Source organism: Granulicella sp. L46, assembly GCF_009765785.1.
Classification (GTDB): domain Bacteria; phylum Acidobacteriota; class Terriglobia; order Terriglobales; family Acidobacteriaceae; genus Granulicella.
Window position 1 is genome coordinate 18,374 of the sequence record NZ_LMUT01000005.1, and the last position, 21,191, is coordinate 39,564.

Below are 21,191 nucleotides of genomic sequence, written 5' to 3' on the forward strand. Positions count from 1 at the left end.
CTCCTTCAAGTCCACTTGACTTCGGTCACTGAAAACTCGGCGTGCGCTACCCGAAACGAGGCTAAAGCAGTCGATTTGTAGCCCGAAACCGGGCTAAGTCTGCCGCAATCGCGCGGGTTTTTCAGGCTGGCGATACAATCAAACTCATGATTAAGGGATTGACCACCGTGGCGCGCGTTGCGTCGGAAGAAGCCTTCACCCAGCTCTCTGAACTATTCCAGACACTAGGATTCGAACCCGGCAAAGGCTGGGATGATAGCACCGGAAAGGGCGCAGCCTTCCTGGCTCCGCTCGGAAACCTGGAGCTTGCCATCGGCTATCCGCCGACGCAACCCACTCTAATGGTTGAAGTTACGCAGTTGGACGAAGTTCACGCCGCGGTCAAGACCTGGATTTCGGCCCACCAGGGCACCGCTACCAAACTCTCTGAGCCCACCCTCACCGACTGGAACTCCCGCCTGTTCACGGTAGAGCCAACCAAGGATCTGACCGTTGGCTTCTGGCAGTCAGAGAACCCCGTACACAACCGACCCATCGCCGTCGAAGGCGACCTATCTGCTGCAGGCAAAAGGTTTGCGATCGTGGTAGCGCGCTGGAATGCAGTCATCACCGACCGACTCCTCCAAGGCTCTCTCGACGCCCTCACCCGCAGCGGCTGCGCCATGAAAGACATCCAGATCGTCCGTGTCCCCGGTGCCTGGGAGATCCCCTCGGCCGCCCGCACCCTCGCGGAAACCAAAGATTACGCAGGAGTTATCGCGCTCGGCGTGCTTCTCCGCGGCGAGACCGCTCACTACGAAGCCATCTACAACGAGGTAGCAAGAGCCATCGGCCAATCGCAGCAGGAGACCGGCATCCCCCACGCCTTCGGCGTCCTCACCTGCGAGACATTAGAACAGGCGCTCGACCGAGCCGGCCTAAAGGCTGGAAACAAAGGGTTTGAGGCTGCCATCGCGGCCATCGAGATGGCCTCCATTCAGGAAAAACTGGGCGCCCAGACAGCCGAACTTGCCGGAAGGAAGCCATAATGGGCACCCGCCGGAAATCACGCGAATTAGCCATGCAAATGCTCTTCCAAGGCGACCTGGGCAAGCAAAAACCGGAAGAAGTTGAGCGCCTCTTCTGGGACGCTCGCGAAGACGTAGATGAAGAAACCAAAGGGTTTGCAGACGATCTTCACCGCGTCGCCACGCAGCGGGAAGACGAAGTGGACGCCCTCATCCAGAAGCACGCTCAGAACTGGCGCCTGGAACGCATGCCGGTCGTCGATCGCAACCTTTTGCGCGCAGCTATAGCGGAAATGCTGGGATATCCAAAGACGCCTGGGGCAGTCATCATCAACGAAACATTGGAGATAGCTCGCCGTTATGCCGCGCCCGAAAGCATCCACTTTCTCAACGGCGTCCTCGACGCCGTAGGGCGCGAACTTCTGGAAGCACGCCTGAAACCGTAGCCAATCAGCAAGTTTCAACACAAAGGCCCTCGAGAAATCGAGGGCCTTTGTGTTCCTAAACTGCTCAAAACACTAGGTAGTCGTCTTCTTCGGATGCTGTGCGATCAAATTGACCGGCGCAAAGCCCGTCCCCGTCGACAACGGCAGCTGAGGAGTGATTTCGCTCCCCGTAGCTTCGGTCGCTGTCGGCTGTCCACTTGTGGGGTAAGTCATTGTAATCAAATGGACATCGTTGTTGGCTGAGGTTCCGTCAGCGGCGCCCGTACCGACGTAAAAAGTGAAGTTATCCGTGCTGAAGATTCCAGCAACCGGCGCGGCCGCCACGGTAGCGCCGTTGCCCAACGTAACCACTTGAACTGTTCCGCTACCGCTGGCAGGGGGGAAGTAAAGCGGAATCGATCCGCCGCCAGTCGTCGCACCTACAGGCAAAGTGTAGGTAACAAAGGCGGCTGCCGAGTTGCTGGCCGGTTGAACGCCGGTGATGGAAGCAGCATTAATACCCGGTAGCGGCTGCACTGTGAACGTGCTCGTAAAGTATCCAGTCGTCGGCTGTGCCGCTGGAGGAATCGGACAACCTGAATTGGTAGGAAGCACGACAACGAGATCGCTCAACGTCGATGTTCCACCCAAGATCGCATGCGCTCCAAGGATGTGCTTGCCGTCCGTAGTCGCCGCGACCTGGTCAGTCATGGCGGCCTTTTCGTCAACCAGCGGAATAAATTGATTGCTGACGTTCGGTGGTTCCCCGATGGCAGTTACGGTGCTCGCCGGGCAATAGCTGCGACCATCGGTGAATTTGGGTCCAGCGAAGTACGCTCCTACGCTGGGCACAGTCACCGTGACGCCCGTATAGATCTCATCGGCCGTTGACGTCTGCCAGTCGGTAAACGTGGAGTGGGTCAAAACCGTGTCGGTGGTGGTCGTGATGTAGACAGCCTGGTCATCCGGAGACCACGAAGCGCTGGTGCCAACGCCACCATAGCTTGTCGACACCGCGTTGCTCGCGGTGGCCACCAGGGAGATCGTTTGCCGGATTGGGTCTGTAACTACAAGGGTGCTCCCGTCTGGCGAGATGGACAAAACGACGCCCGGGATCAGCTGATTTGCCGCCGAAACCGTGTTGCTGGCTGTGGCGACCGTCATCAGGCCCTGGGGGCTTCCCAGATAGATCTCTGTCCCAGCCTGATTCATCACCATGGAGTTTGGAACGAAGGGGAGCTTGATCAGGGTACTGGTCTGGTTGGTGGTGAAGTCCCGGAAGGCTAGATAGTCCGAAGACGTGCTTCCCATGTAGAGCACAGTGCTGCTGGTTCCCGGAGTATTGATCGTGATGGGATTCGAGGTGATCGCCTTGCCGTTTCCGTACAGGCCAATCTGATTGAAGGGCGACGGATTGCACGTAGCCGGCTGGCAGACGGCGGTAATATCCGCAGAGCCCGGAAAGAGGGGCGTTACCGAACCCACGGCCGCAGGAATAGTTTGCGGGGTGGTCGAGTTGTACTCGAGCGTAAGGCCCGTGATGACGTTTCCATTCGTGTCCCGAACGGTAGCGGTCAGTGGTTGAAGCGTGTTCACCGCGACGTTGATGGGGTTCGATGAAGAACTTGGGTCCGCGAGCACGATAGAAGCTGGCGGGCAGGTGGAGAAGTATCCCGCATTGGTTGCTGTTGAGGATTGAGAGATTGTCGCAGTAATCGTGGTGGAACCGGGTTGTTGCGCAGTGGCGGCGCCGTTCTGGTCAATGGACACGATGCCCGCGGTCTGGGCGCCGAAGGTCAAGTGGCCGACCTGGCAGGTGATGTTCTGGGCAGCATCACCCGTAGTGCCACCACTCTGATAGGCGCGCGCTACGAGCTGGCCGACCTGGTTCTGTGACAGGCAGGAAGTGCCGCTATAAGGCGGTGCGATGACAGGCGTCCCGACAGTATTATTGGGGCAGCAGTCTGTACCAGGATCGATGGTACAGTTTGCCGTGGCGTGGCCAAGGATGACGCCGGTGGCGACAGGGTGAACAAAGATGGGAATCGCATTGCTGGTGGCGCCATTGGCTGAAGCGGTGACGAAGGCGGCGACGCCGTTGGAGGTGAAAATGGCAGTCGGTGCTCCGGTGTAGAACGCGGCGACGATATCACCCGCCTGCACAGGAAAGATGCCAGATGGCGACGGCTGCAGTGTCATCGCGCCACTGGTTGCCACGTAGGTGTAGATCGCAGAGACGGTTCCTCCCAGTATCTGGAGCGCCCCTGGAGCAGTCGCCGTGTAGGCATAAGCCGGCGTGAACGTCAGGGTCGGCAGCTGGGCCGCGGGCGTGTAGGTGACAGTAACGGTTTCCGACGGGACAACGAAGAACGGGACGCCGGTCGAAACTGTGTTGGTCGCTCCGTTGAGGGTTGTGGTGATGGAGGAGATTCCCTGACCCTGGACGGTGATCAGGCCTGCGGCCGACACTGCGTAAGCATAAGGAGACGCCCCGGCGTCAGTGGTGGTGGGAGGCGGGAGCGTCGCGGGAACGCTAAGGACGACTGGCTTCGGCGCAGGCGGTGCCGTCGAGGGCGGGGTGCAGGTGGTGAAATCCGCAATGCCGCCGCCGGTGTTACGGTTCCAAGTGCCACCGCAGACCTGTCCAGTCGCTGGGTTGATATCTGCGAGGACGGGGCCGCCGTTGGTGTTTGCTCCGAAGCTGCTGGTGCTGGCGTAGGTGAACGACTTGACGGAGACCGCATTGCCCTTGCAGTCGATGGCCGAGGCCGAGAGCGCCTGGCCCATCTGCCCGTAGTTGAGGCTTTCGCCCGTCGTTGCAAGGCTTGACGACAGCGTGATCGTGGCTACCTGGCCGACCACCGGACCGGAGTCACCGGCGAAGCAAAACACGACAGGGGCCGCGTGATGTCCGCAACCGGTCACCGACAGACCCAAAGGAAGCGCGAAGAACAGAAGAACAACCAGACCAACGAACCGACGCGCCTTATTCAAAAAAACCAACCGCACTAAGAACCTCCCCGTTCAACTAGAACGAAAGCTGAACGGTAATACCGTCAACTGCGAAAACTTTCGAGTCTCCAGTTTAGGGGTTGGACGGTCCGCGAGCAAATAGGGAGTACAGGAATCGTCAAAGGGGGAGCGGGAAAACTGGAAAAGCAAAGCGGCCAGCCTCCAGAATGGGAGAGCTGGCCGCACTTCGTTGGAGCTGTAAGGTGACGTTATTGGCTGGGCGGCATATTTTCCGCAAACCAGCGCACCTCGCGTTCCGTCCGGTCGTGGATGTGTTCGGGGTTGGTAAATCCATGGCCTTCGTTGGGGTAGACGACGAGCTGGGTCTTGACGCCGAGGTCGCGGAGAGCGTGCCAGAACTCAAAGGATTGCGGTGCAGGGCACTCGCCGTCGCGGTCGCCGACGATGACCAGCGTGGGAGTTTTGACGTTCTTGATGAAGGTCATGGCGGAGGACTTGGCGTAGACGGCCGGATCGTCATAGACGCTGGCGCCGAAGAACGGGGTCATCCACTGGTCGATGGAGTTTTCGCCGTAGTAGGAGAGCCAGTCGGATAGACCGGCGCCGGCGACCGCGGCACGGAAGCGATGAGTTTGCGTAACGGCGAACATGGTCATGAAGCCGCCATAGCTCCAGCCGGTGAGGCCTTCGCGGCTCTTGTCGATGGAGACTTTGGCCTCGACGGCGTCCATGCCCTTGAGGATGTCCCGGAGATCGCCGTAGCCGAAGTCCTTACGGTTGGCGGCGGTGAACGCCTCACCCTGGCCGAAGGAGCCGCGAGGGTTGGGATCGAATACGAAGTAACCGAGTTCCGACCACTGCGCGCTACCACGCGGGCCGGCGGAGGCTGATGGGCCGCCGTGAACTTCCACGATCATGGGGTACTTCTTGCTGGGATCGTAGTCTTTCGGGTACGTCAACCATCCCTGCACGTGAAACCCTTCGTTCTGCCATTCGATGGATTCGAACTTGTAGGAAGGAGCGGGGCGGCCGGCATTCACGTGGGTGAGTTGGCGCAGGTTGTTGTGACTGTCCAGCGTCCAGACTTCGGGCTGAGCGCTGAAGCCTGATTTTACGAAGGCAATCGTGCCGCCATTGGCAGGGGTATACGCGACGGCGTTCTTGATGGCGCCGCCTGTGACCGACACCTCGCCGAGATCGACTTCGCCACCGGGCAGGAGGGAATGTTTATCGGCGTCCCAATCGACGGCGAGCGAATGCCCGCGGCGATCTTCGATGAAGCCGAGCGTGTGGTTGCCGGTCCAGATGGCGTAGGTGGGCGTGCCGTCTATTCCTGGTGTGGCGTCGACGAGATGCTTGCCGTCGGCGTCGATGATCCAGATGTCGCCGCCGGTGGAGCCTTGGTCGGACATCAGGCCGCCGATGACGGAGAGGCGCTTGCCGTCGGGAGACCAGCGGGGGACAGCGATCTGGAGACCATGGAGAGCGCCGGCAACGGTGACTGGATCCAGGATGACGCGAGGATTGCCTCCTGAGACTGGCACTGCGTAGAGCTTGGCAACCCACCAGTTGTTTTCGCCAGGAGGATTGGCTGCGATAAATGCAATCTCACTCGAGTTCGGAGCCCAGCTGAATTCGTATACATGCAAGCGGTCAGGAGTGAGCCAATGGCCTGTGCCATCAGCCGCGTTGACCGCATAGACGCGTTGAATCTCGACGCCGTCTTCGCCGATGACGCCGGACCAGGGCTTCATGGCGTCGAGTGCGCCGGCAGAGCGAGTGGCGTTTTCTACGAAGAGGAAGGCGATCGATTTGCCGTCAGGAGACCATGCGGGCTCCTGCATGTCTCCGGTGAGATGGGTGAGCTGCTTGACGTCTCCCGAAGCTTTGGACCAGAGAAAGATTTGATCCTGGTCGGGCTTGGATTTGTCGCCTGTGCAGGTGGAGCGAAACGCGAGGGTCTCTCCGTTGGGAGCCCAGGTGGGATTGTTGACCGAGCAGTCGGTTGCGCCTTCGAGCTTGATCAGCTTGTTGTTGGCGGGGTTGGCGACCTCGGTCAGGTGAATGGCGGCGCCGGCGTGGCCGCGGAGCGTCCAGGCAACGGTGGAGCCGTCGGGCGAGATGGCAACGCCACCGGGCTGGGGGGCGCGGGTGAACTGCTGATTGGGATTGGCCGTGTCGGGGGCTGCGGTTAGCGTCGGCTTGGCGGGCGTTTGAGCGGTGAGGACGGAGACGAATAGGAGGGAAGAGGCTGCGGCGAATAGCTCCAGGCGGGAGCGTCGAACACGAAATGTCATGTTGAAAAGCGTAACATCGGTGTCCTGCGCGGACGGCGAGCGATGGGGGAGGAGTACCCCCCTCCCCCTAAGGGGGTACTTTTGGCCTAAAGTAGTCTCGCGAAACGAGTTATAGGGGAAAGTATGACTTGGGTGCGACAGTCTCTGGCTGCAAAGTAGTCCATTCAAACGGTTTACGGGGCAAAGTGTCCCCTGTTTCTGATGGGCGCGCTGGGTGGGGCCACGTTTTATTTTGGGGGTTATTTCTATTGTAGTGGGTTGGCGGGGGTAAGTATGCCAACATTGGCGGAGAGAAATCACCAGTGTTCATGGGGGTTTTGCGGAGTTTGGGGATGACTAGGGGGTTGACACGTGGAATTTGGGCTGTTTTTGAGGGTGTTTGGAGGAGATTTCTTTTTGGGATGCTCCGCAAGCGGGAGTCAGATCGATGCTCGTGAGTGGTGTGGATGCTAGGCCGGGCGCTTGAGACGGTGGAGGTGAACTTCGCGGAGGGTCTCGAAGCCGAGGCGATGGTAGATGCTGATGGCGGCGTGGTTGGTGGAGACTACGTGCAGGACGGAGCGGGCGCGGAGGCTGCGCTGGTGGTGCAGGACGTGGGCGGTGAGGGCGGCGGCGTAGCCCTGGCCGCGGTGGTCGGGGTGGGTGCAGATGCCGCTGACCTCGCGCGTGGGATCGAGGATGAGGCGCTCGCCGGCCATGGCGATGAGTTGGCCGGGGTCAGTAGGGTTCCAGATGCCGAAGTAGCTGCCCATGACGCAGGTGCGGAGGCGGAAGAAGCCGGGGAAGGCGACGTCGGTGAGAGCGACCATGGCGGGTGCGTCGGCGCAGGTTAGCGTTTCGATGGGGAGGTCCGAGCTGATCGTGGGAAGGTATGCGTCTTCGGGGATGGCCATCTGGAGGCAGGGGGTTGCGCCGCGGTAGAGGAGGGCTTCGCTGGGTGGTGGTGCGTCGCCGAGGATGTAGGTGGTTTCGCCGGGAGCCATGAGGGTGTGGAGGTCGCTGAGGGCGGTTGGGGTGTTTTCCGCGAGGCAGGCGAAAGGGGCTATATCGGCTGGGTATTTGAGGGCGAGGTTGTGAGACAGGGCGAGGTGCTGGTGGGTGGTGTGGAGGGCGTTCCAAATGGCGTTGGCGAAGGGGTCGTCGGGGGAGGCCATGTTGAAAGGGTATCGCGGTGTGGTGGGGGGAACGAAAGAGATGAGCCTTGTTCAGGCCGGAGTTGTTGCTCTCCCACGTCCGAAAATCCGGACATGGGGTACCCGTTTTTGGGGTGGGGTTGGGCAGCAGATTTTCTGGGGTGAGAGAAAGGAAGGCAAGAACGGGAGAAAAGCAGGTTCCTCGTTTAGCTCGGAATGACAATTTCTTTCAGAAATTGTCTAAGAAAGGCAAAGGCAAATACAGGGGTCCGCTTCGCGAAGGATGACAACTCGTAAGCGTATCGGACGTCGAGGTGGTCAGACGCCTAGTTCATGGGAGGCCAGGTCGTTGCCTTCGACGCGGGCGCGAATCTTGCTGAAGGCGATATCGCGGGCGGTTGAGATGTCGTCTGCAAAGGGTGCGAAGCCGCAGTCGTCGGTGGTGCCGAGTTGGGCGACGGGGAGTATGGCGGCTGCTTCGAGGATGCGGGTCTTCACTTCGGTTGGGGTTTCGATTGCGGGGTTGATGGGGTCGATGACACCGATGAAGACGAGGTGTTGCGGCTGGAGGGCCTGTTTGATGATGCCGAGGACGCGCTTGCGGTCGGGCTCGCTGGCCATCTGCAGATAGAAGCGGCCTGCGTTTAGTTGGAACAGTTCGGGGATGAGGGAGGCGTAGTCGATGTCCGCGCTGTGGGTGGAGTCGCGATCGCCGCCGGGGCAGACGTGGATGCCGATGCGCTCGCGTTGTTCGGGGGTGAAGGCTTCGAGGACCTGGTTGTTGAGGGCTACAAAGCTGCGGAGGAGGTTGCCGGAGGGATCGAGTTTGAGGGAGAGGCGGGCTTCGGTGAAATCGATTTGGACGTTGGCGGCGCCGGCGTCGAGGGCTCCGCGGATGTCTTCTGTGGCTTCAGCGATGAGGTCGGAGAGAAAGGCTTCGCGAGTGTAGCCGGGGATGCCTTGCGCAGGGTAGAGGAGACTGAGGGCAGAGGCCGAGATGACGGCTTGCTTGATGGGCCGTTGGGTGTGGGCGCGGGCAGCCTTGAGGTAGCTGGCTGCATGCACGCCGTATCTGAAGGGCGCGGTGAGGCGCGGCAGTTGGCGGGTGTGGCCGTCGGCGAAGGGAATCACTACGCCGTCGGGCGCGAGGTTGGTGAGGCCGGCGAGAGGGTAGGTGGCGAAGCTGGACTTGGTCTGCTCGCCGTCGGAGATGACGGGGGAACCGGTCTGTTCCAGACGTGCGATGGTTTCCTTGAGGGCTGCGGCGTACTCGTCTTCGAGAGCTTCGGAGCTGAGTTTATTGGCCTGGAAGGCAGCGACGGCTTGGATGAGCGAGGGTGGGCGGGGAATGCTGCCAATGGGTTCGGTCGGGAGAGCCATGGAGCGCAGTCTAGCGTTCGGAGTGACTCGTGCACATCCATCAATGGGTTGAGGTCAAGCGGTGCGGCCGGGAGGGGAGGGAGGGTGCGGAATCATCAGAAATTCATGAAGGCCCGGGAAAACGAACGCTAGTATGTCGTCTATCGAGCAAAAAGGGAGATTGTTGATGGCCACTGCTTCGGATGCCTCGTTCTACTTTGACGTGCAGGAAACGCGGGACGATCAAGACTGGCGCGTGTTTACGGTTACGTGCCATGGGAGGCTGACCAGCGCAACGGGCGAGAGCCTGCATACCGAGATCAAAGGGTTGATCGAGCAGGGCGGACACATCCTGATTGACTGCGCGGACGTGCCGTTTGTGGATAGCTCGGGGCTGGGAGTGCTGGTGGGGCTGAAGGTGTCGGCGGTGAGCAAGGGGTATTGCACGCTGGAGCTGGTGAATCTGTCGCCGCGTATCAGCGATCTGCTGAATTTGACCAAGTTGACGTCGATCTTTTCGCGGTAAGCCGGGAGGGATGCCGAGTTGCCTGATCGGCTGATATCGGGGCGAGAGAAATGTTGACGCTAATGCGCCGACTTGATACAGTTAGAAGGTTCCGCGAGTATCCGGAACGTGCCGTCACGAAGAGGCTCGGCGGGCTTTGGCCTGCGATACACTGGATACAAGAGATTCACCGCAGGATTCGCCAGGAAAGTTGAGGGTGGATCAGTAAGTCTGCGGTTGGCGAAATGCCTATCTAATCGCGCCTGCGACACCCTCCTCCCCACTGTGCCACGGTGGGACCCCATGGGGATGGGCTATGTGGGCCGGAACAGCGAAACGGAGTTGAGTCGTTGGGCGGCTTGAAAGAGCTGGTCTGATGCACCTCGGCCACCGTCGACTGTTATTTCGTTTGATTTGAGTGGTTTGCAGTTGTTGTTGGTAGTGCGCGCAGTCAGTCGTACGGCCGTGTGCAGGATTCAGAACTTCGCCGAAGCGTGTTTTTCTTCTTGAATGGAGAAAATGCATGCTTCGCCTTCCGTGCGTCCGGGTTGGATTTCTGGCGTGTGGGAAGAAGAGCGAGAGGCGCTGCCCTGCACCGAGCCCGAACAAATGGTTTCGGGTAGTTACTGCCTTAGGGTGGTGATTGCTAACAGGAAGTCGCTGGACTTCTGAAGTTCTAAGGAGCAGTAAAGTGCCTACGTTTCATCAGCTCGTCAAGCAGGGCCGGACGCCGACCCGCTACAAGACCGCATCGCCTGCACTGCAGGGCTCGCCGCAGCGTCGCGGTGTTTGCACTCGCGTGTACACGCAGACCCCCAAGAAGCCGAACTCGGCGTTGCGCAAGGTTGCGCGCGTGCGTTTGACCAACGGCATTGAAGTTACGACCTACATTCCGGGCATTGGCCACAACCTGCAGGAGCACTCGATTGTGCTGATCCGCGGCGGCCGTGTGAAGGATTTGCCGGGTGTTCGTTACCACGTGGTTCGCGGAACGCTGGATTCGGTTGGTGTTGCTAATCGCAAGCAGAGCCGCTCGAAGTACGGCGCAAAGAGGCCGAAGGCTAGCAGCAAGTAGAGATTTGGGTTCTCAGTTCTTAGTTGTCAGTTCTCAGTTAGAGCTGGCGTAACTAACAACTGAGAACTAACAACTGAGAACGTTTCAACAGGCCCAGCTCGTGAGAGGTTCACCGCGCTGGGGGAAGAAGAGAAAGAAGAGAGATGCCGAGAAAAGGTTACATTGCCAAGCGTGAAGTTCCAGCTGACCCGATCTATGGGTCGACGCTGGTAACGAAGTTCGTCAACAGCATGATGTGGGGCGGCAAGAAGTCGACTGCCCAGGGCATCTTCTATGAGGCCATGACCAACCTTGAGGCAAAGGGTGGGGATGAGGCGCTGAAGCTGTTCAAGAAGGCTGTTGAGAACGTGAAGCCGATGCTGGAAGTGAAGAGCCGCCGCGTTGGCGGTGCGAACTACCAGGTGCCGATCGAAGTGCTGCCGGAGCGGCGCACGTCGCTGGCGATTCGCTGGCTGGTAACTTACGGTCGCGCTCGTGGCGAAAAGGGAATGGTTGAGAAGCTCACCGCTGAGCTGCTCGACGCAGCCAATGGCCGCGGCGCCGCGATGAAGAAGAAGGAAGACGTTCATCGTATGGCCGAGGCGAATAAGGCGTTCGCGCACTATCGCTGGTAAAGAGAGTTATTAGATGTCAGATGTCGGTTGTTAGTTAGAACGGCTTTACTAACAACTGACAACTAAGAACTAAGAACCTGCAAGCTTCGGCTTGCGCACAAAGAAAAGGAATCACCGTGGCTCGCACAGTACCTCTACAAAAATGCCGCAACATTGGCATCATGGCTCACATCGACGCCGGCAAGACGACGACGACCGAGCGCATTCTCTTCTATACGGGTGTCAACCACCGTATCGGCGAAGTGCACGAGGGGACCGCGACGATGGACTGGATGGAGCAGGAGCAGGAGCGTGGCATCACGATCACCTCTGCTGCGACAACCTGTACGTGGGACGGCATTCGCATCAACATCATTGATACCCCGGGCCACGTGGATTTCACGGCCGAGGTTGAGCGTTCGCTGCGCGTGCTCGATGGCGCGGTGGCTTGCTTTGATTCGGTGCAGGGTGTACAGCCGCAGTCTGAGACTGTCTGGCGCCAGGCGAACAAGTACAAGGTTCCGCGCATTTGCTTCATCAACAAGATGGACAAGGCTGGCGCGAACTTTGAGTACGCGACGTCGACCTTGGTAGCGCGTCTTGGTGCGAAGGCGATTCCGATTCAGATCCCGATTGGCGAAGAGGCCAAGTTTCTTGGGGTCGTTGACCTGGTCGAGATGAAGGCGATTCTGTGGCACGACGAGACCATGGGCGCGAAGTATGACGTCGCCGAAGTTCCTGCGGCGCTGAGGGAGAACGCTGAGAAGCTGCGCACGGAGTTGATCGAGGCCGTTGCCGACTCCGATGAAGACGTGATGCACAAGTACCTCGAGGGCGAGGAGATCACGATTCCGGAGCTGAAGAAGGCAATTCGCAAAGCTACGATCGCGATGCACGTGTTCCCGGTGCTATGTGGTTCGTCCTTCAAGAACAAGGGTGTGCAGACGCTGTTGGACGCGGTTGTCAATTACCTGCCGAGTCCGCTGGATGTTCCTCCGATTGAGGGCACCGAGCCAGGCGAGCCGGAAGTGAAGCTCGTTCGTCATGCTGACGATACGGAGCCGCTCGCTGCGTTGGGTTTCAAGATCATGACTGACCCGTTTGTTGGTCAGCTGATCTTCATCCGGATCTACTCGGGAATTTTGAAGACGGGTGATTCGGTGTTGAATCCTCGCACCGGCAAGACGGAGCGCATTGGGCGTTTGCTGAAGATGCATGCGAACAAGCGCGAAGAGATTACAGAGATCATGGCAGGTGATATCTGCGCCGCCGTGGGTCTGAAGAATCTGAACACGGGCGACACGATCTGCAGCGACAAGGCACCGATTCTGTTGGAGTCGATTGACTTCCCGGCGCCGGTTATTGAAGTTGCGGTTGAGCCGAAGACGAAGGTTGACCAGGAAAAGATGGGCATGGCTCTGGCGAAGCTCGCACAGGAAGATCCTACGTTCAAGGTTCGCACCGATATCACGAATGGTCAGACGATCATCTCGGGTATGGGCGAGCTGCATCTCGAGATCATTGTTGACCGCATGATGCGCGAGTACAAGGTCGAGGCGAACGTCGGCAAGCCGCAGGTGAACTACCGCGAGACGATCCGCGCGAACGCTGAGGCGGAAGGCAAGTACATTCGGCAGACGGGTGGCTCGGGTAACTATGGCCACGCGAAGATTCGCATCTCGCCGAATGAGCCGGGCAAGGGCTACGAGTTCTCGAATGACACCAAGGGCGGCACGATTCCCAAGGAGTACATCAAGCCGATCGACCAGGGCATTCAGGAAGCGTTGCTGGGCGGAATCCTGGCCGGCTACGAGATGGTCGACGTCAAGGTGAGCTTGTACGACGGCAGCTATCACGATGTTGACTCGAACGAAATGGCGTTCAAGATTGCCGGATCGATGGCGTTCAAGGAAGCTGCGCGCAAGGCCAAGCCGGTATTGCTCGAGCCGGTGATGGCAGTGGAAGTCACGGTTCCCGAGGAGTACATGGGTACGATCATTGGCGACTTGAACAGCCGCCGTGGCCGGATCGAAGGCATGGAGATGGTTGGCGGCGTGCAGGCAATCAAGGCAACCGTGCCGCTGTCGACGATGTTTGGTTATGCGACCGCGATGCGCGGATCGACGCAGGGCAGGGCCAACTTCTCGATGGAGTTCAAGCAGTACGAGGAAGCACCCCGCTCGGTCTCAGAAGAGATTATCGCGAAGGTGCAGGGCAAGGACAGCAAGTAACTACCAGCCGCGCGCTGGAGCCAGCGAGTTTAGCTGGCGCGCGCAAAACGGAATCAGGCGCTACGTAACGGCCTTTGAATTTTGGTACTACGGAGAGAGTCATGGCGAAGGAAAAATTTGATCGCAGCAAGCCGCACGTAAACATTGGAACGATCGGACACATCGATCATGGCAAAACGACGCTGACGGCGGCGATTACGAAGGTGCTGTCGAAGCATAATCCGAAGAACAGCTTCCGCTCGTTCGACACGATCGACAACGCTCCCGAAGAGCGTGAGCGCGGCATCACGATCTCGACTTCGCACGTGGAGTATGAGACGCCGAACCGCCACTATGCGCACGTCGATTGCCCGGGCCACGCGGATTACATCAAGAACATGATCACCGGCGCAGCGCAGATGGATGGCGCGATTCTTGTGGTCGCCGCTACCGACGGCCCGATGCCCCAGACCAAGGAGCATGTGCTGCTTGCTCGTCAGGTTGGCGTTCCGTTCATCGTCGTGTTCCTGAACAAGTGCGATGCGGTTGAAGACGAAGAGCTGATTGAGCTGGTGGAGATGGAAGTCCGCGAGCTGCTGTCGAAGTACGATTACCCGGGCGACGATACACCGATCATCCGCGGTTCTGCACTTGGTGCGCTCAATGGCGAAGCCCAGTGGGAAGCGAAGATCGACGAGCTGATGGCGGCGGTGGACAAGTTCATTCCGCAGCCGGAGCGCGCGGTGGATCTGCCCTTCCTGATGCCGATCGAGGATATCTTCTCGATCTCTGGCCGTGGAACGGTGGTTACCGGCCGTATCGAGCGCGGCAAGATCAAGGTTGGCGAGGCTGCATCGATCGTCGGCTTCCGCGACACGCAGGCGACTGTCGTTACCGGCGTTGAGATGTTCAAGAAGCAGCTGGATGAAGGTCTGGCGGGCGATAACGCTGGTCTTCTTCTGCGCGGTATCGCGAAGGAAGATGTTGAGCGCGGGATGGTGTTGGCGAAGCCCGGTTCGATTACGCCGCACACCGTGTTCAAGGGCGAGGTTTACGTTCTGAGCAAGGAAGAGGGCGGGCGTCACACTCCGTTCTTCAACGGCTATCGTCCTCAGTTCTATTTCCGGACCACGGACGTGACCGGATCGGCGAAGCTGCCGGAAGGTACCGAGATGGTGATGCCGGGCGATAACATCTCGCTTGAGATCACGCTGCACACGCCGGTTGCCATGGAGAAGGGTCTGCGCTTCGCGATTCGTGAAGGCGGCCGGACTGTGGGCGCGGGTACGATCTCCGAGATCATCAAGTAAGCGATCTCGAAACGACTAACGAGGGCTGCCGGTTCGCCGAGAGGTATGACGGCCGGCAGTCACTCCAAACGATCTTTGAGTACCAAGAAAGAGATTTGACATGGCACAGCAACGCATTCGTATCCGCCTGAAGGCTTATGACTACCGCGTTCTCGACGTCTCCACGAGCGAGATTGTTGAGACCGCAAAGCGCACGGGCGCACAGGTTGCGGGACCGATTCCCCTACCGACGATGAAGAACAAGTATTGCGTTCTGCGTTCGCCACACGTCGATAAGAAGTCGCGCGAGGCTTTCGAGATTCGCACGCACAAGCGTTTGATCGACATTCTCGAGCCGACGCAGCAAACGGTCGATGCGCTGATGAAGCTTGATCTGCCGGCTGGTGTGGACGTCGAGATTAAGACCGTTACCAAGTAACTGGTCGTGAGTTTGAAGTAGCAAGTTGGAAATTGCAGTACCTACAGTGCAGGCGCTCAACGCCACGCATGATGAGGAAGAGGAAATTATGAGCGTTACAGGAATTCTGGGTAAGAAGATTGGCATGACGCAGCTGTTCGACGACCGCGGCGACATTCATCCCGTCACGGTGTTGAAGGTTGGCCCGTGCGTGATCACGCAGCTGAAGACGGTTGCCAAGGACGGCTATGATGCCGCACAGATTGGTCTCGTTGAGTTCGTCAAGGCGTCGAAGGTGAACAAGGCGATGACTGGCCACTTTGCCAAGTCGAATGTGCCGCCGGTTCGCGAGATCCGTGAGGTTCAGTTGGAGTCAGTTACTGGCGGCGAAGATGATCAGACAGCCAAGGCTGGCGATCGCATTACTGTCGAGATCTTCAACGAGACGAAGTTTGTGGACGTGATTGGCAACTCCAAGGGCCGCGGGTTTGCGGGCGTTGTTCGCCGTCACGGATTCGGCGGCGGTCCCAAGTCGCACGGACATATGTTCCAGGTGCAGGGTTCGATTGGCGCCTCGTCGTTTCCTTCGCGCGTGTTTCCTGGGCAGCGTATGCCGGGTCACATGGGCACTAACCAGGTGACGGTTCGCAACCTGCGCATTCGCGGCATCGATGTGGAAGACAATCTTCTGCTGGTTGAGGGTGCGGTTCCGGGAGCTCGGGACGGTTACGTCCTGGTTTCCAAGTCGAAGGCGCCACCGAGAGAACGTCGTGGATTTGCAGGTGCTGAGACGCGCGATGCGTTGAAGGCTTCCAAGAAGGCAGCAGCCGGCGGCAAGAAGAAGTAAGATCCTGCGCGGATGGCGAGAGGCGCCTTTGGCGCATAAGCCAGAAGCGAGTGAAGTATAGAAACAACCTCTGCGCGGGGAACAGACCGAGAACGCAGACGAACAAGAGATAGGCCCGCGGCAACGATCGCGGGCAAGAAGAGAGAATAGCGATGGCAAGCATCAAGGTAGTGAATCTCGGCGGGAAGGAAGTCGGGACATTTGAGCTCGACGAGATCTTCGCGGGCGAGGTAAATGAGGCATTGCTCTGGGAGTCGGTGAAGCACTATCGTGCGAGCCTGCGCCAGGGAACAGCTGCGACCAAGAACCGTAAGGCGGTTTCGGGTGCTGGCAAGAAGCTTTGGAAGCAAAAGGGAACCGGCCGCGCTCGCGTGGGTTCGATTCGTACTCCTCTCTGGCGTGGCGGCGGTACGGTCCACGGACCTCAGCCGCGCAGCTACGAATACCAGTTTCCGCGCAAGAAGCTGATGGGCGCGCTGCGTTCGGCGATTGCTTCGAAGATCAACGACGGCAAGCTGACGATCGTTGAGAACTTCGATGTTGTCGAGGCGAAGACCAAGGTCTACCGCGAAGCGTTGAACACGTTGGATGCGAAGAAGACGGCGCTGCTGGTCGAGACCTCGCAACAGTTGAACGAGAAGCTGTATCTCGGATCGCGGAACCTGCAGGGTGTTGAGCTGGTGCTCTCCTCTGAGGTTCATCCGTATGACTTGTTGAAGTATGAGAACGCTATTTTCTCGAAGGCTGCGTTCGAGACCCTGACGGAGACGCTGAAGAAGAGTGTTTCCAAGCGGCAGCACGCCGAGAAGGAGGCTGCATAAATGCCTACCCTATATAACGTAATTCGCCGCCCGTTGATTACCGAGAAGGCCCTGACCACGCGTGAAGTGGAAGGCTCGTTGGTATTCGAAGTGGCTGCCAATGCAACGAAGACCGAAGTCAAGCAAGCGGTTGAAACGCTGTTCAATGTGAAGGTGGCGAGCATTCGCACCGCTAGCGTTGTCGGCAAAGAGCGCAAGCGCGGACGCTATGCAGGTTTCCTGCCCGACTGGAAGAAGGCGTATGTACGCCTGAAGGCCGGCGAGAAAGTTCCTGATTTCGCAGCAGAGATCTAGTACTACGTTGTCAGTTCTCAGTTGTTAGTTCTCAGCAGAAGCATTTACTGATAACTGAGAACTGACAACTAAGAACCCAAAGCACCATGTATCGCGCTCACCAAGAAGTCAGCACTTAGCGCGGCAAAGGAATAGCAACATGCCGATTAAATCATTTCGTCCGATCACGCCGACCCTTCGCTTTCAGACGAAGCTGGTCAACGATGACATTACGACCGACAAGCCGCATAAGCCGCTGCTGTCGGTAAAGCCACGCACTGGCGGCCGCAACAATATGGGCAAGCTGGTTGTTCGCCACCAGGGCGGCGGGCACAAGCAGAAGTTGCGCCTCATCGACTTCAAGCGCGACAAGTTCGGTGTTCCGGGCACGGTCGCTACGATCGAGTACGATCCCAACCGTAGCTCGCGCATTGCGCTCGTCCATTACGCCGATGGTGAGAAGCGCTACATCATTCAGCCGATCGGGCTGAAGGTGGGGCAGAAGATCATGAGCGGCCCTGAGGCCGATATCCTGGTCGGCAACGCTCTGCCGCTCAAGAACATTCCGACGGGTACGATCGTGCACAACATCGAGCTGCGTCCTGGTAAGGGCGCGCAGATGGCGCGTTCGGCTGGTGCCCAGGTTAATTTGATTGCCAAGGAAGGCGACTACGCACTTCTGAAGCTGCCCTCTGGCGAGACCCGCAAGGTGCTCGTGGAGTGCATGGCGACCATTGGCCAGGTTGGCAATACGGATCACGAGAACGTCACGATCGGTAAGGCTGGACGCAACCGGTGGAAGGGCATTCGCCCAGCCAACCGTGGCGTTTCGATGAACCCGGTCGATCACCCGCACGGTGGTGGTGAAGGTAAGACCTCGGGCGGACGCCATCCAGTGACGCCGTGGGGTCAGCCGACTCGTGGCTATAAGACTCGTAATAACAAGCGGACCGATGTGTTTATCGTGACGCGCCGGAATAAGGGCAAGTAAGCATTTGCAGTTAGGGAAGTAAAAGCTACACCAAGTCTCGTACCTGAGAGATTCGTCGTATTCAGCACCGCAGTATGGAGTGAGTTATGTCACGTTCAACGAAGAAGGGCCCGTTCATCGACGCCCACCTGATGATCAAGATCGAGGCGATGAACACCGCCAACGAGAAGAAGGTCATCCGCACCTGGTCGCGCCGCTCGACGATCCACCCGGATATGGTGGGTCACACGATTGCTGTGCACAACGGCCGCAAGTTCATCCCGGTCTATTGCACGGAGAACATGGTGGGCCACAAGCTGGGAGAGTTCTCGGCGACGCGCACGTTCAAGGGCCACTCGGCGAAGGCTGGCGACACGGCGAAGGGCAAGTAAGCCGTCGCAGGCAGTGATTAGGATTCGACAGATTTGTACGTTTGAAGGACATCGCAATGCATAAAGCAATTGAAACAAAGAATACCGAGTTTCGTGCTGAGGCCCGCTTCCAGCGCTGCAGCCCGCAGAAGGCCAAGCTGGTGCTTGACCTGATCAAAGGTCTGCGCGTGGAGAAGGCAATCAACACCGTGGCCTTCACCAACAAGCGCATCGCGCCGGTGGTGGAGAAGGTGCTGCGCTCGGCGGTCCAGAATGCTCAGCATTTGTCGGATGAGCGTGGACTCGACATCGACATCGACAACCTGTACGTCAAGACCGCGGTCGCGAACGAGGGACCGCGGATGAAGCGCATCCGCCCTGCTCCAATGGGCCGTGCGTTCCGTTACCAGCGCCGCATCGCGCACATCATCATCACGGTGGCAGAGAAGAAGGCTGCCGGTGCTGAGGTTGAGGCGACGACGGCGCCGGTGAAGGCGACCGCAGGCAAGCCCGCAGCGAAGAAGGCGGCGGCGAAGAAGTCTCCAGCAAAGAAGGCCGCGGCGAAGAAGGCTCCGGCAAAGAAGAAGGCTGTCGCCAAGTAGTTGGGCGGGAGTTACAACGATTTTGCAGTAAGTGGATCTTAACAATCACCGCGCCGGCTCAACCGGCTATGGTTCAGGAATAGGGAAGCTATGGGACAGAAAGTCCATCCGTACGGATTCCGCCTCGGCGTCAACAAGCCCTGGAAGTCACGCTGGTTTATCGAGCGCGGCTACGACAAGCTGCTGGTCGAGGACGTGAAGTTGAAGGCAGAGCTTCGCGAGAAGCTCAAGGCTGCCGGCGTGAGCTCGGTAGAAGTTGAGCGGCCGGGCAACAAGTTGCGGCTGATCATCCGCACCGCACGTCCGGGCATCATCATCGGGCGCAAGGGCGCGGAGATCGACAAGCTCAAGGCCGATATCCAGAAGCGCACCAGCCGCGAGGTGTTTATTGACATCCTCGAGGTCAACAAGCCGGAGCTCGACGCTCAGCTGGTGAGCGAGAATATCGCCCTGCAGCTGGAGAAGCGCGTCAGCTTCCGCCGCGCCATGCGTAAGAGCGTGGATTCGGCGCTGCGGTTTGGTTGCAAGGGCATCAAGGTCCGCGTTTCGGGCCGCCTGAATGGCAACGAGATCGCTCGGTCGGAGTGGTATCTGCAGGGACGTCTGCCGCTGCATACGCTGCGCGCTGATATTGACTACGGGTTCTCCGAGGCGCACACCACCTATGGAATCATTGGTGTGAAGACCTGGGTTTATCGCGGCGATATCTACGAGCAGAAGAAGCGTCGCGAGCCGGCAGTCATTACCACCGGCGCGTTCTAACTTTTCTTTGTGTTTCGGGAATCCGTGGCGAGCTTTTTCCACGGATTTCCGGTATACTTAACAGGTTTGGCCCCGAGTCTGCCCGTATCGAAGGCGTAAAGCTGGAGATGTTGTGGCAGAGACCCCGGTCAGCACCTAAGCCGTTCCCCTGAGAAGTTGACAGGTTTGTTCAAAGGAAATTCCTCATGCTTTTACCCAAGAAGGTTAAGTATCGCAAGCAGCAGCGCGGTCGCATGTGCGGCAAGGCGTGGCGTGGCTCCGACATCTCGTTCGGCGACTACGGTTTGAAGGTTCTGGAGTGCGGTTACATTACCGACCGCCAGATCGAAGCCAGCCGTATTGCCATGACGCGGTTCATCAAGCGTGGCGGCAAGGTTTGGCTGCGTTTGTTCCCGGACAAGCCAATCACGAAGAAGCCAGCCGAAACCCGTATGGGTAAAGGTAAGGGCGCTCCGGATCACTGGGTCGCTGTCGTTCGTCCGGGCAAGATTTTGTTCGAGATGGAAGGCGTTCCCGTTGAGTTGGCCAAAGAGGCGATGCGTCTCGCGGCTCACAAGCTTCCGCTCAAGACCACGTTCGTTGTACGCCCCGGCCTCAAGGTCGAAGTGGCTGCTAAGTAATAGCCGTTCAGGCGAGAAAGAAGTTATTTATGGAAATCGACAAGATCCGCAACATGAGCGATGACGAGTTGAAGAGTGAAGAGGCGAAGGCCGCTGAGCAGCTCTTCCGCATTCGCTTCGCGAAGAGCCTCGGAAAGCAGGAGGGGATTGGCAAGATCAAGTCCCTCAAGCTGGATATCGCAAAGTTTAAAACAATCAGCAAAGAGCGTTCGCTCGCGGCGGTTGGAACGAAGACAACAGCTGCCAAGGCAGGGAAGGAATAATCATGGCTGAGACCACTGTCACTACCCCCGTCGCCGAGCAGGCTGCACCGCGTCGTACCGAGAAGGTTGGCCTGGTTGTTTCGACCAAGATGGAGAAGACCATCGTTGTCGAGATCGAGATGCGCAAGGCTCACCCGAAGTACAAGCGGGTGCTGAAGTCCAACAAAAAGTTTTATGCGCATGACGAGCAGAACTCGGCGCGCGTTGGCGACATGGTTCGCATCCGCGAGACGCGTCCGCTATCGAAGCTGAAGCGCTGGTCGTTGGAAGAGATCATTCGCCGGTCGTCGTTGTCGGCGCTGCCGGATGAGAAGCCGGTTGTCGTAGCAAAGTAGTTGAGCGGTTTTAAGGTTTTGCGGCTGAGGTTTTGGCCGCGCA

At 58.6% G+C, this 21,191-nt stretch carries 22 protein-coding genes; 18 read left to right on the forward strand and 4 right to left on the reverse strand.

Annotated elements, in window-relative coordinates:
* Positions 1–146 precede the first annotated feature (146 nt).
* Both ribH and nusB read left to right on the forward strand, forming a co-directional pair.
* On the forward strand, positions 147–1,028 hold the full coding sequence (gene ribH, locus GSQ80_RS04130; RefSeq protein ID WP_158786259.1) for a 6,7-dimethyl-8-ribityllumazine synthase: 882 nt from the start codon (positions 147–149) through the stop codon (positions 1,026–1,028).
* Positions 1,028–1,453 (forward strand): transcription antitermination factor NusB, encoded by a 426-nt coding sequence (gene nusB / locus GSQ80_RS04135; protein WP_158786260.1) that lies wholly within the window; start codon positions 1,028–1,030, stop codon positions 1,451–1,453. The genes ribH and nusB overlap by 1 nt, the downstream gene beginning before the upstream one ends.
* Positions 1,454–1,525: 72 nt before the next feature.
* On the opposite strand, the gene GSQ80_RS04140 is transcribed toward nusB, so the two are convergent.
* From GSQ80_RS04140 to GSQ80_RS04155, 4 genes are all read right to left on the reverse strand, one after another.
* Positions 1,526–4,441, reverse strand: coding sequence for a hypothetical protein (locus tag GSQ80_RS04140; protein ID WP_158786261.1), 2,916 nt, complete (start codon positions 4,439–4,441; stop codon positions 1,526–1,528).
* Positions 4,442–4,653: 212 nt separating this feature from the next.
* Positions 4,654–6,702: a S9 family peptidase gene (locus GSQ80_RS04145; RefSeq protein ID WP_158786262.1), complete on the reverse strand. Its 2,049-nt coding sequence runs from the start codon at positions 6,700–6,702 to the stop codon at positions 4,654–4,656.
* A 449-nt stretch (positions 6,703–7,151) separates the two neighbouring features.
* Positions 7,152–7,856 carry a GNAT family N-acetyltransferase gene (locus GSQ80_RS04150; protein WP_158786263.1) on the reverse strand — a complete coding sequence of 235 codons (705 nt, stop codon included), beginning with the start codon at positions 7,854–7,856 and terminating at the stop codon, positions 7,152–7,154.
* 297 nt (positions 7,857–8,153) lie between these two features.
* A complete protein-coding gene (locus tag GSQ80_RS04155; protein ID WP_158786264.1) occupies positions 8,154–9,215 on the reverse strand; it encodes a cobalamin-independent methionine synthase II family protein in 1,062 nt (353 codons plus the stop codon).
* 166 nt (positions 9,216–9,381) lie between these two features.
* On the opposite strand from GSQ80_RS04155, the gene GSQ80_RS04160 reads away from it, so the two are divergent.
* The 16 genes from GSQ80_RS04160 (at position 9,382) to rpsQ (ending at position 21,148) form a co-directional block, all read left to right on the forward strand.
* Positions 9,382–9,720, forward strand: a complete 339-nt coding sequence (locus tag GSQ80_RS04160) for an STAS domain-containing protein (RefSeq protein ID WP_158786265.1) — start codon at positions 9,382–9,384, stop codon at positions 9,718–9,720.
* A gap of 670 nt (positions 9,721–10,390) precedes the next feature.
* Positions 10,391–10,774 carry a 30S ribosomal protein S12 gene (rpsL, locus tag GSQ80_RS04165; RefSeq protein ID WP_103934159.1) on the forward strand — a complete coding sequence of 128 codons (384 nt, stop codon included), beginning with the start codon at positions 10,391–10,393 and terminating at the stop codon, positions 10,772–10,774.
* 143 nt (positions 10,775–10,917) lie between these two features.
* Positions 10,918–11,388 carry a 30S ribosomal protein S7 gene (gene rpsG / locus GSQ80_RS04170; RefSeq protein WP_158786266.1) on the forward strand — a complete coding sequence of 157 codons (471 nt, stop codon included), beginning with the start codon at positions 10,918–10,920 and terminating at the stop codon, positions 11,386–11,388.
* A 116-nt stretch (positions 11,389–11,504) separates the two neighbouring features.
* The gene (fusA, locus tag GSQ80_RS04175; RefSeq protein WP_158786267.1) at positions 11,505–13,598 is read left to right on the forward strand and encodes an elongation factor G; all 2,094 of its coding nucleotides are present in this window, start codon (positions 11,505–11,507) and stop codon (positions 13,596–13,598) included.
* 101 nt (positions 13,599–13,699) lie between these two features.
* Positions 13,700–14,887, forward strand: coding sequence for an elongation factor Tu (tuf, locus tag GSQ80_RS04180; RefSeq protein ID WP_158786268.1), 1,188 nt, complete (start codon positions 13,700–13,702; stop codon positions 14,885–14,887).
* 100 nt (positions 14,888–14,987) lie between these two features.
* Positions 14,988–15,305, forward strand: a complete 318-nt coding sequence (gene rpsJ / locus GSQ80_RS04185; RefSeq protein WP_014263806.1) for a 30S ribosomal protein S10 — start codon at positions 14,988–14,990, stop codon at positions 15,303–15,305.
* A gap of 88 nt (positions 15,306–15,393) precedes the next feature.
* The gene (gene rplC, locus GSQ80_RS04190) at positions 15,394–16,131 is read left to right on the forward strand and encodes a 50S ribosomal protein L3 (RefSeq protein ID WP_158786531.1); all 738 of its coding nucleotides are present in this window, start codon (positions 15,394–15,396) and stop codon (positions 16,129–16,131) included.
* Positions 16,132–16,283: 152 nt separating this feature from the next.
* Positions 16,284–16,952 carry a 50S ribosomal protein L4 gene (gene rplD, locus GSQ80_RS04195; protein WP_158786269.1) on the forward strand — a complete coding sequence of 223 codons (669 nt, stop codon included), beginning with the start codon at positions 16,284–16,286 and terminating at the stop codon, positions 16,950–16,952.
* Positions 16,953–17,246, forward strand: coding sequence for a 50S ribosomal protein L23 (locus GSQ80_RS04200; RefSeq protein ID WP_158786270.1), 294 nt, complete (start codon positions 16,953–16,955; stop codon positions 17,244–17,246). It begins immediately after the preceding gene.
* A 139-nt stretch (positions 17,247–17,385) separates the two neighbouring features.
* Complete coding sequence (rplB, locus tag GSQ80_RS04205) at positions 17,386–18,216, forward strand: 50S ribosomal protein L2 (protein ID WP_158786271.1); 831 nt, start codon at positions 17,386–17,388, stop codon at positions 18,214–18,216.
* 86 nt (positions 18,217–18,302) lie between these two features.
* Entirely contained in the window at positions 18,303–18,587 is a 285-nt protein-coding gene (gene rpsS / locus GSQ80_RS04210; RefSeq protein ID WP_158786272.1) for a 30S ribosomal protein S19, read from the forward strand.
* Positions 18,588–18,643: 56 nt separating this feature from the next.
* Positions 18,644–19,168, forward strand: a complete 525-nt coding sequence (gene rplV / locus GSQ80_RS04215) for a 50S ribosomal protein L22 (RefSeq protein WP_158786273.1) — start codon at positions 18,644–18,646, stop codon at positions 19,166–19,168.
* Between the two features lie 90 nt (positions 19,169–19,258).
* Positions 19,259–19,930, forward strand: a complete 672-nt coding sequence (gene rpsC / locus GSQ80_RS04220; RefSeq protein WP_158786274.1) for a 30S ribosomal protein S3 — start codon at positions 19,259–19,261, stop codon at positions 19,928–19,930.
* A 185-nt stretch (positions 19,931–20,115) separates the two neighbouring features.
* A complete protein-coding gene (gene rplP / locus GSQ80_RS04225; protein WP_158786275.1) occupies positions 20,116–20,550 on the forward strand; it encodes a 50S ribosomal protein L16 in 435 nt (144 codons plus the stop codon).
* Positions 20,551–20,579: 29 nt separating this feature from the next.
* A complete protein-coding gene (gene rpmC / locus GSQ80_RS04230) occupies positions 20,580–20,813 on the forward strand; it encodes a 50S ribosomal protein L29 (RefSeq protein WP_158786276.1) in 234 nt (77 codons plus the stop codon).
* Positions 20,814–20,815: 2 nt separating this feature from the next.
* Positions 20,816–21,148, forward strand: a complete 333-nt coding sequence (rpsQ, locus tag GSQ80_RS04235) for a 30S ribosomal protein S17 (RefSeq protein WP_158786277.1) — start codon at positions 20,816–20,818, stop codon at positions 21,146–21,148.
* Positions 21,149–21,191: the final 43 nt, after the last annotated feature.

Bases quoted from the DNA above. Each gene is read 5' to 3' on its own strand.
- ribH (WP_158786259.1), top strand. From the start codon at position 147: ATGATTAAGGGATTGACCACCGTGGCGCGCGTTGCGTCGGAAGAAGCC.
- nusB (WP_158786260.1), top strand. From the start codon at position 1,028: ATGGGCACCCGCCGGAAATCACGCGAATTAGCCATGCAAATGCTCTTC.
- GSQ80_RS04145 (WP_158786262.1), bottom strand. From the start codon at position 6,702: ATGACATTTCGTGTTCGACGCTCCCGCCTGGAGCTATTCGCCGCAGCC.
- GSQ80_RS04150 (WP_158786263.1), bottom strand. From the start codon at position 7,856: ATGGCCTCCCCCGACGACCCCTTCGCCAACGCCATTTGGAACGCCCTC.
- GSQ80_RS04155 (WP_158786264.1), bottom strand. From the start codon at position 9,215: ATGGCTCTCCCGACCGAACCCATTGGCAGCATTCCCCGCCCACCCTCG.
- GSQ80_RS04160 (WP_158786265.1), top strand. From the start codon at position 9,382: ATGGCCACTGCTTCGGATGCCTCGTTCTACTTTGACGTGCAGGAAACG.
- rpsG (WP_158786266.1), top strand. From the start codon at position 10,918: ATGCCGAGAAAAGGTTACATTGCCAAGCGTGAAGTTCCAGCTGACCCG.
- tuf (WP_158786268.1), top strand. From the start codon at position 13,700: ATGGCGAAGGAAAAATTTGATCGCAGCAAGCCGCACGTAAACATTGGA.
- rpsJ (WP_014263806.1), top strand. From the start codon at position 14,988: ATGGCACAGCAACGCATTCGTATCCGCCTGAAGGCTTATGACTACCGC.
- rplC (WP_158786531.1), top strand. From the start codon at position 15,394: ATGAGCGTTACAGGAATTCTGGGTAAGAAGATTGGCATGACGCAGCTG.
- rplD (WP_158786269.1), top strand. From the start codon at position 16,284: ATGGCAAGCATCAAGGTAGTGAATCTCGGCGGGAAGGAAGTCGGGACA.
- GSQ80_RS04200 (WP_158786270.1), top strand. From the start codon at position 16,953: ATGCCTACCCTATATAACGTAATTCGCCGCCCGTTGATTACCGAGAAG.
- rplB (WP_158786271.1), top strand. From the start codon at position 17,386: ATGCCGATTAAATCATTTCGTCCGATCACGCCGACCCTTCGCTTTCAG.
- rpsS (WP_158786272.1), top strand. From the start codon at position 18,303: ATGTCACGTTCAACGAAGAAGGGCCCGTTCATCGACGCCCACCTGATG.
- rplV (WP_158786273.1), top strand. From the start codon at position 18,644: ATGCATAAAGCAATTGAAACAAAGAATACCGAGTTTCGTGCTGAGGCC.
- rpsC (WP_158786274.1), top strand. From the start codon at position 19,259: ATGGGACAGAAAGTCCATCCGTACGGATTCCGCCTCGGCGTCAACAAG.
- rplP (WP_158786275.1), top strand. From the start codon at position 20,116: ATGCTTTTACCCAAGAAGGTTAAGTATCGCAAGCAGCAGCGCGGTCGC.
- rpmC (WP_158786276.1), top strand. From the start codon at position 20,580: ATGGAAATCGACAAGATCCGCAACATGAGCGATGACGAGTTGAAGAGT.
- rpsQ (WP_158786277.1), top strand. From the start codon at position 20,816: ATGGCTGAGACCACTGTCACTACCCCCGTCGCCGAGCAGGCTGCACCG.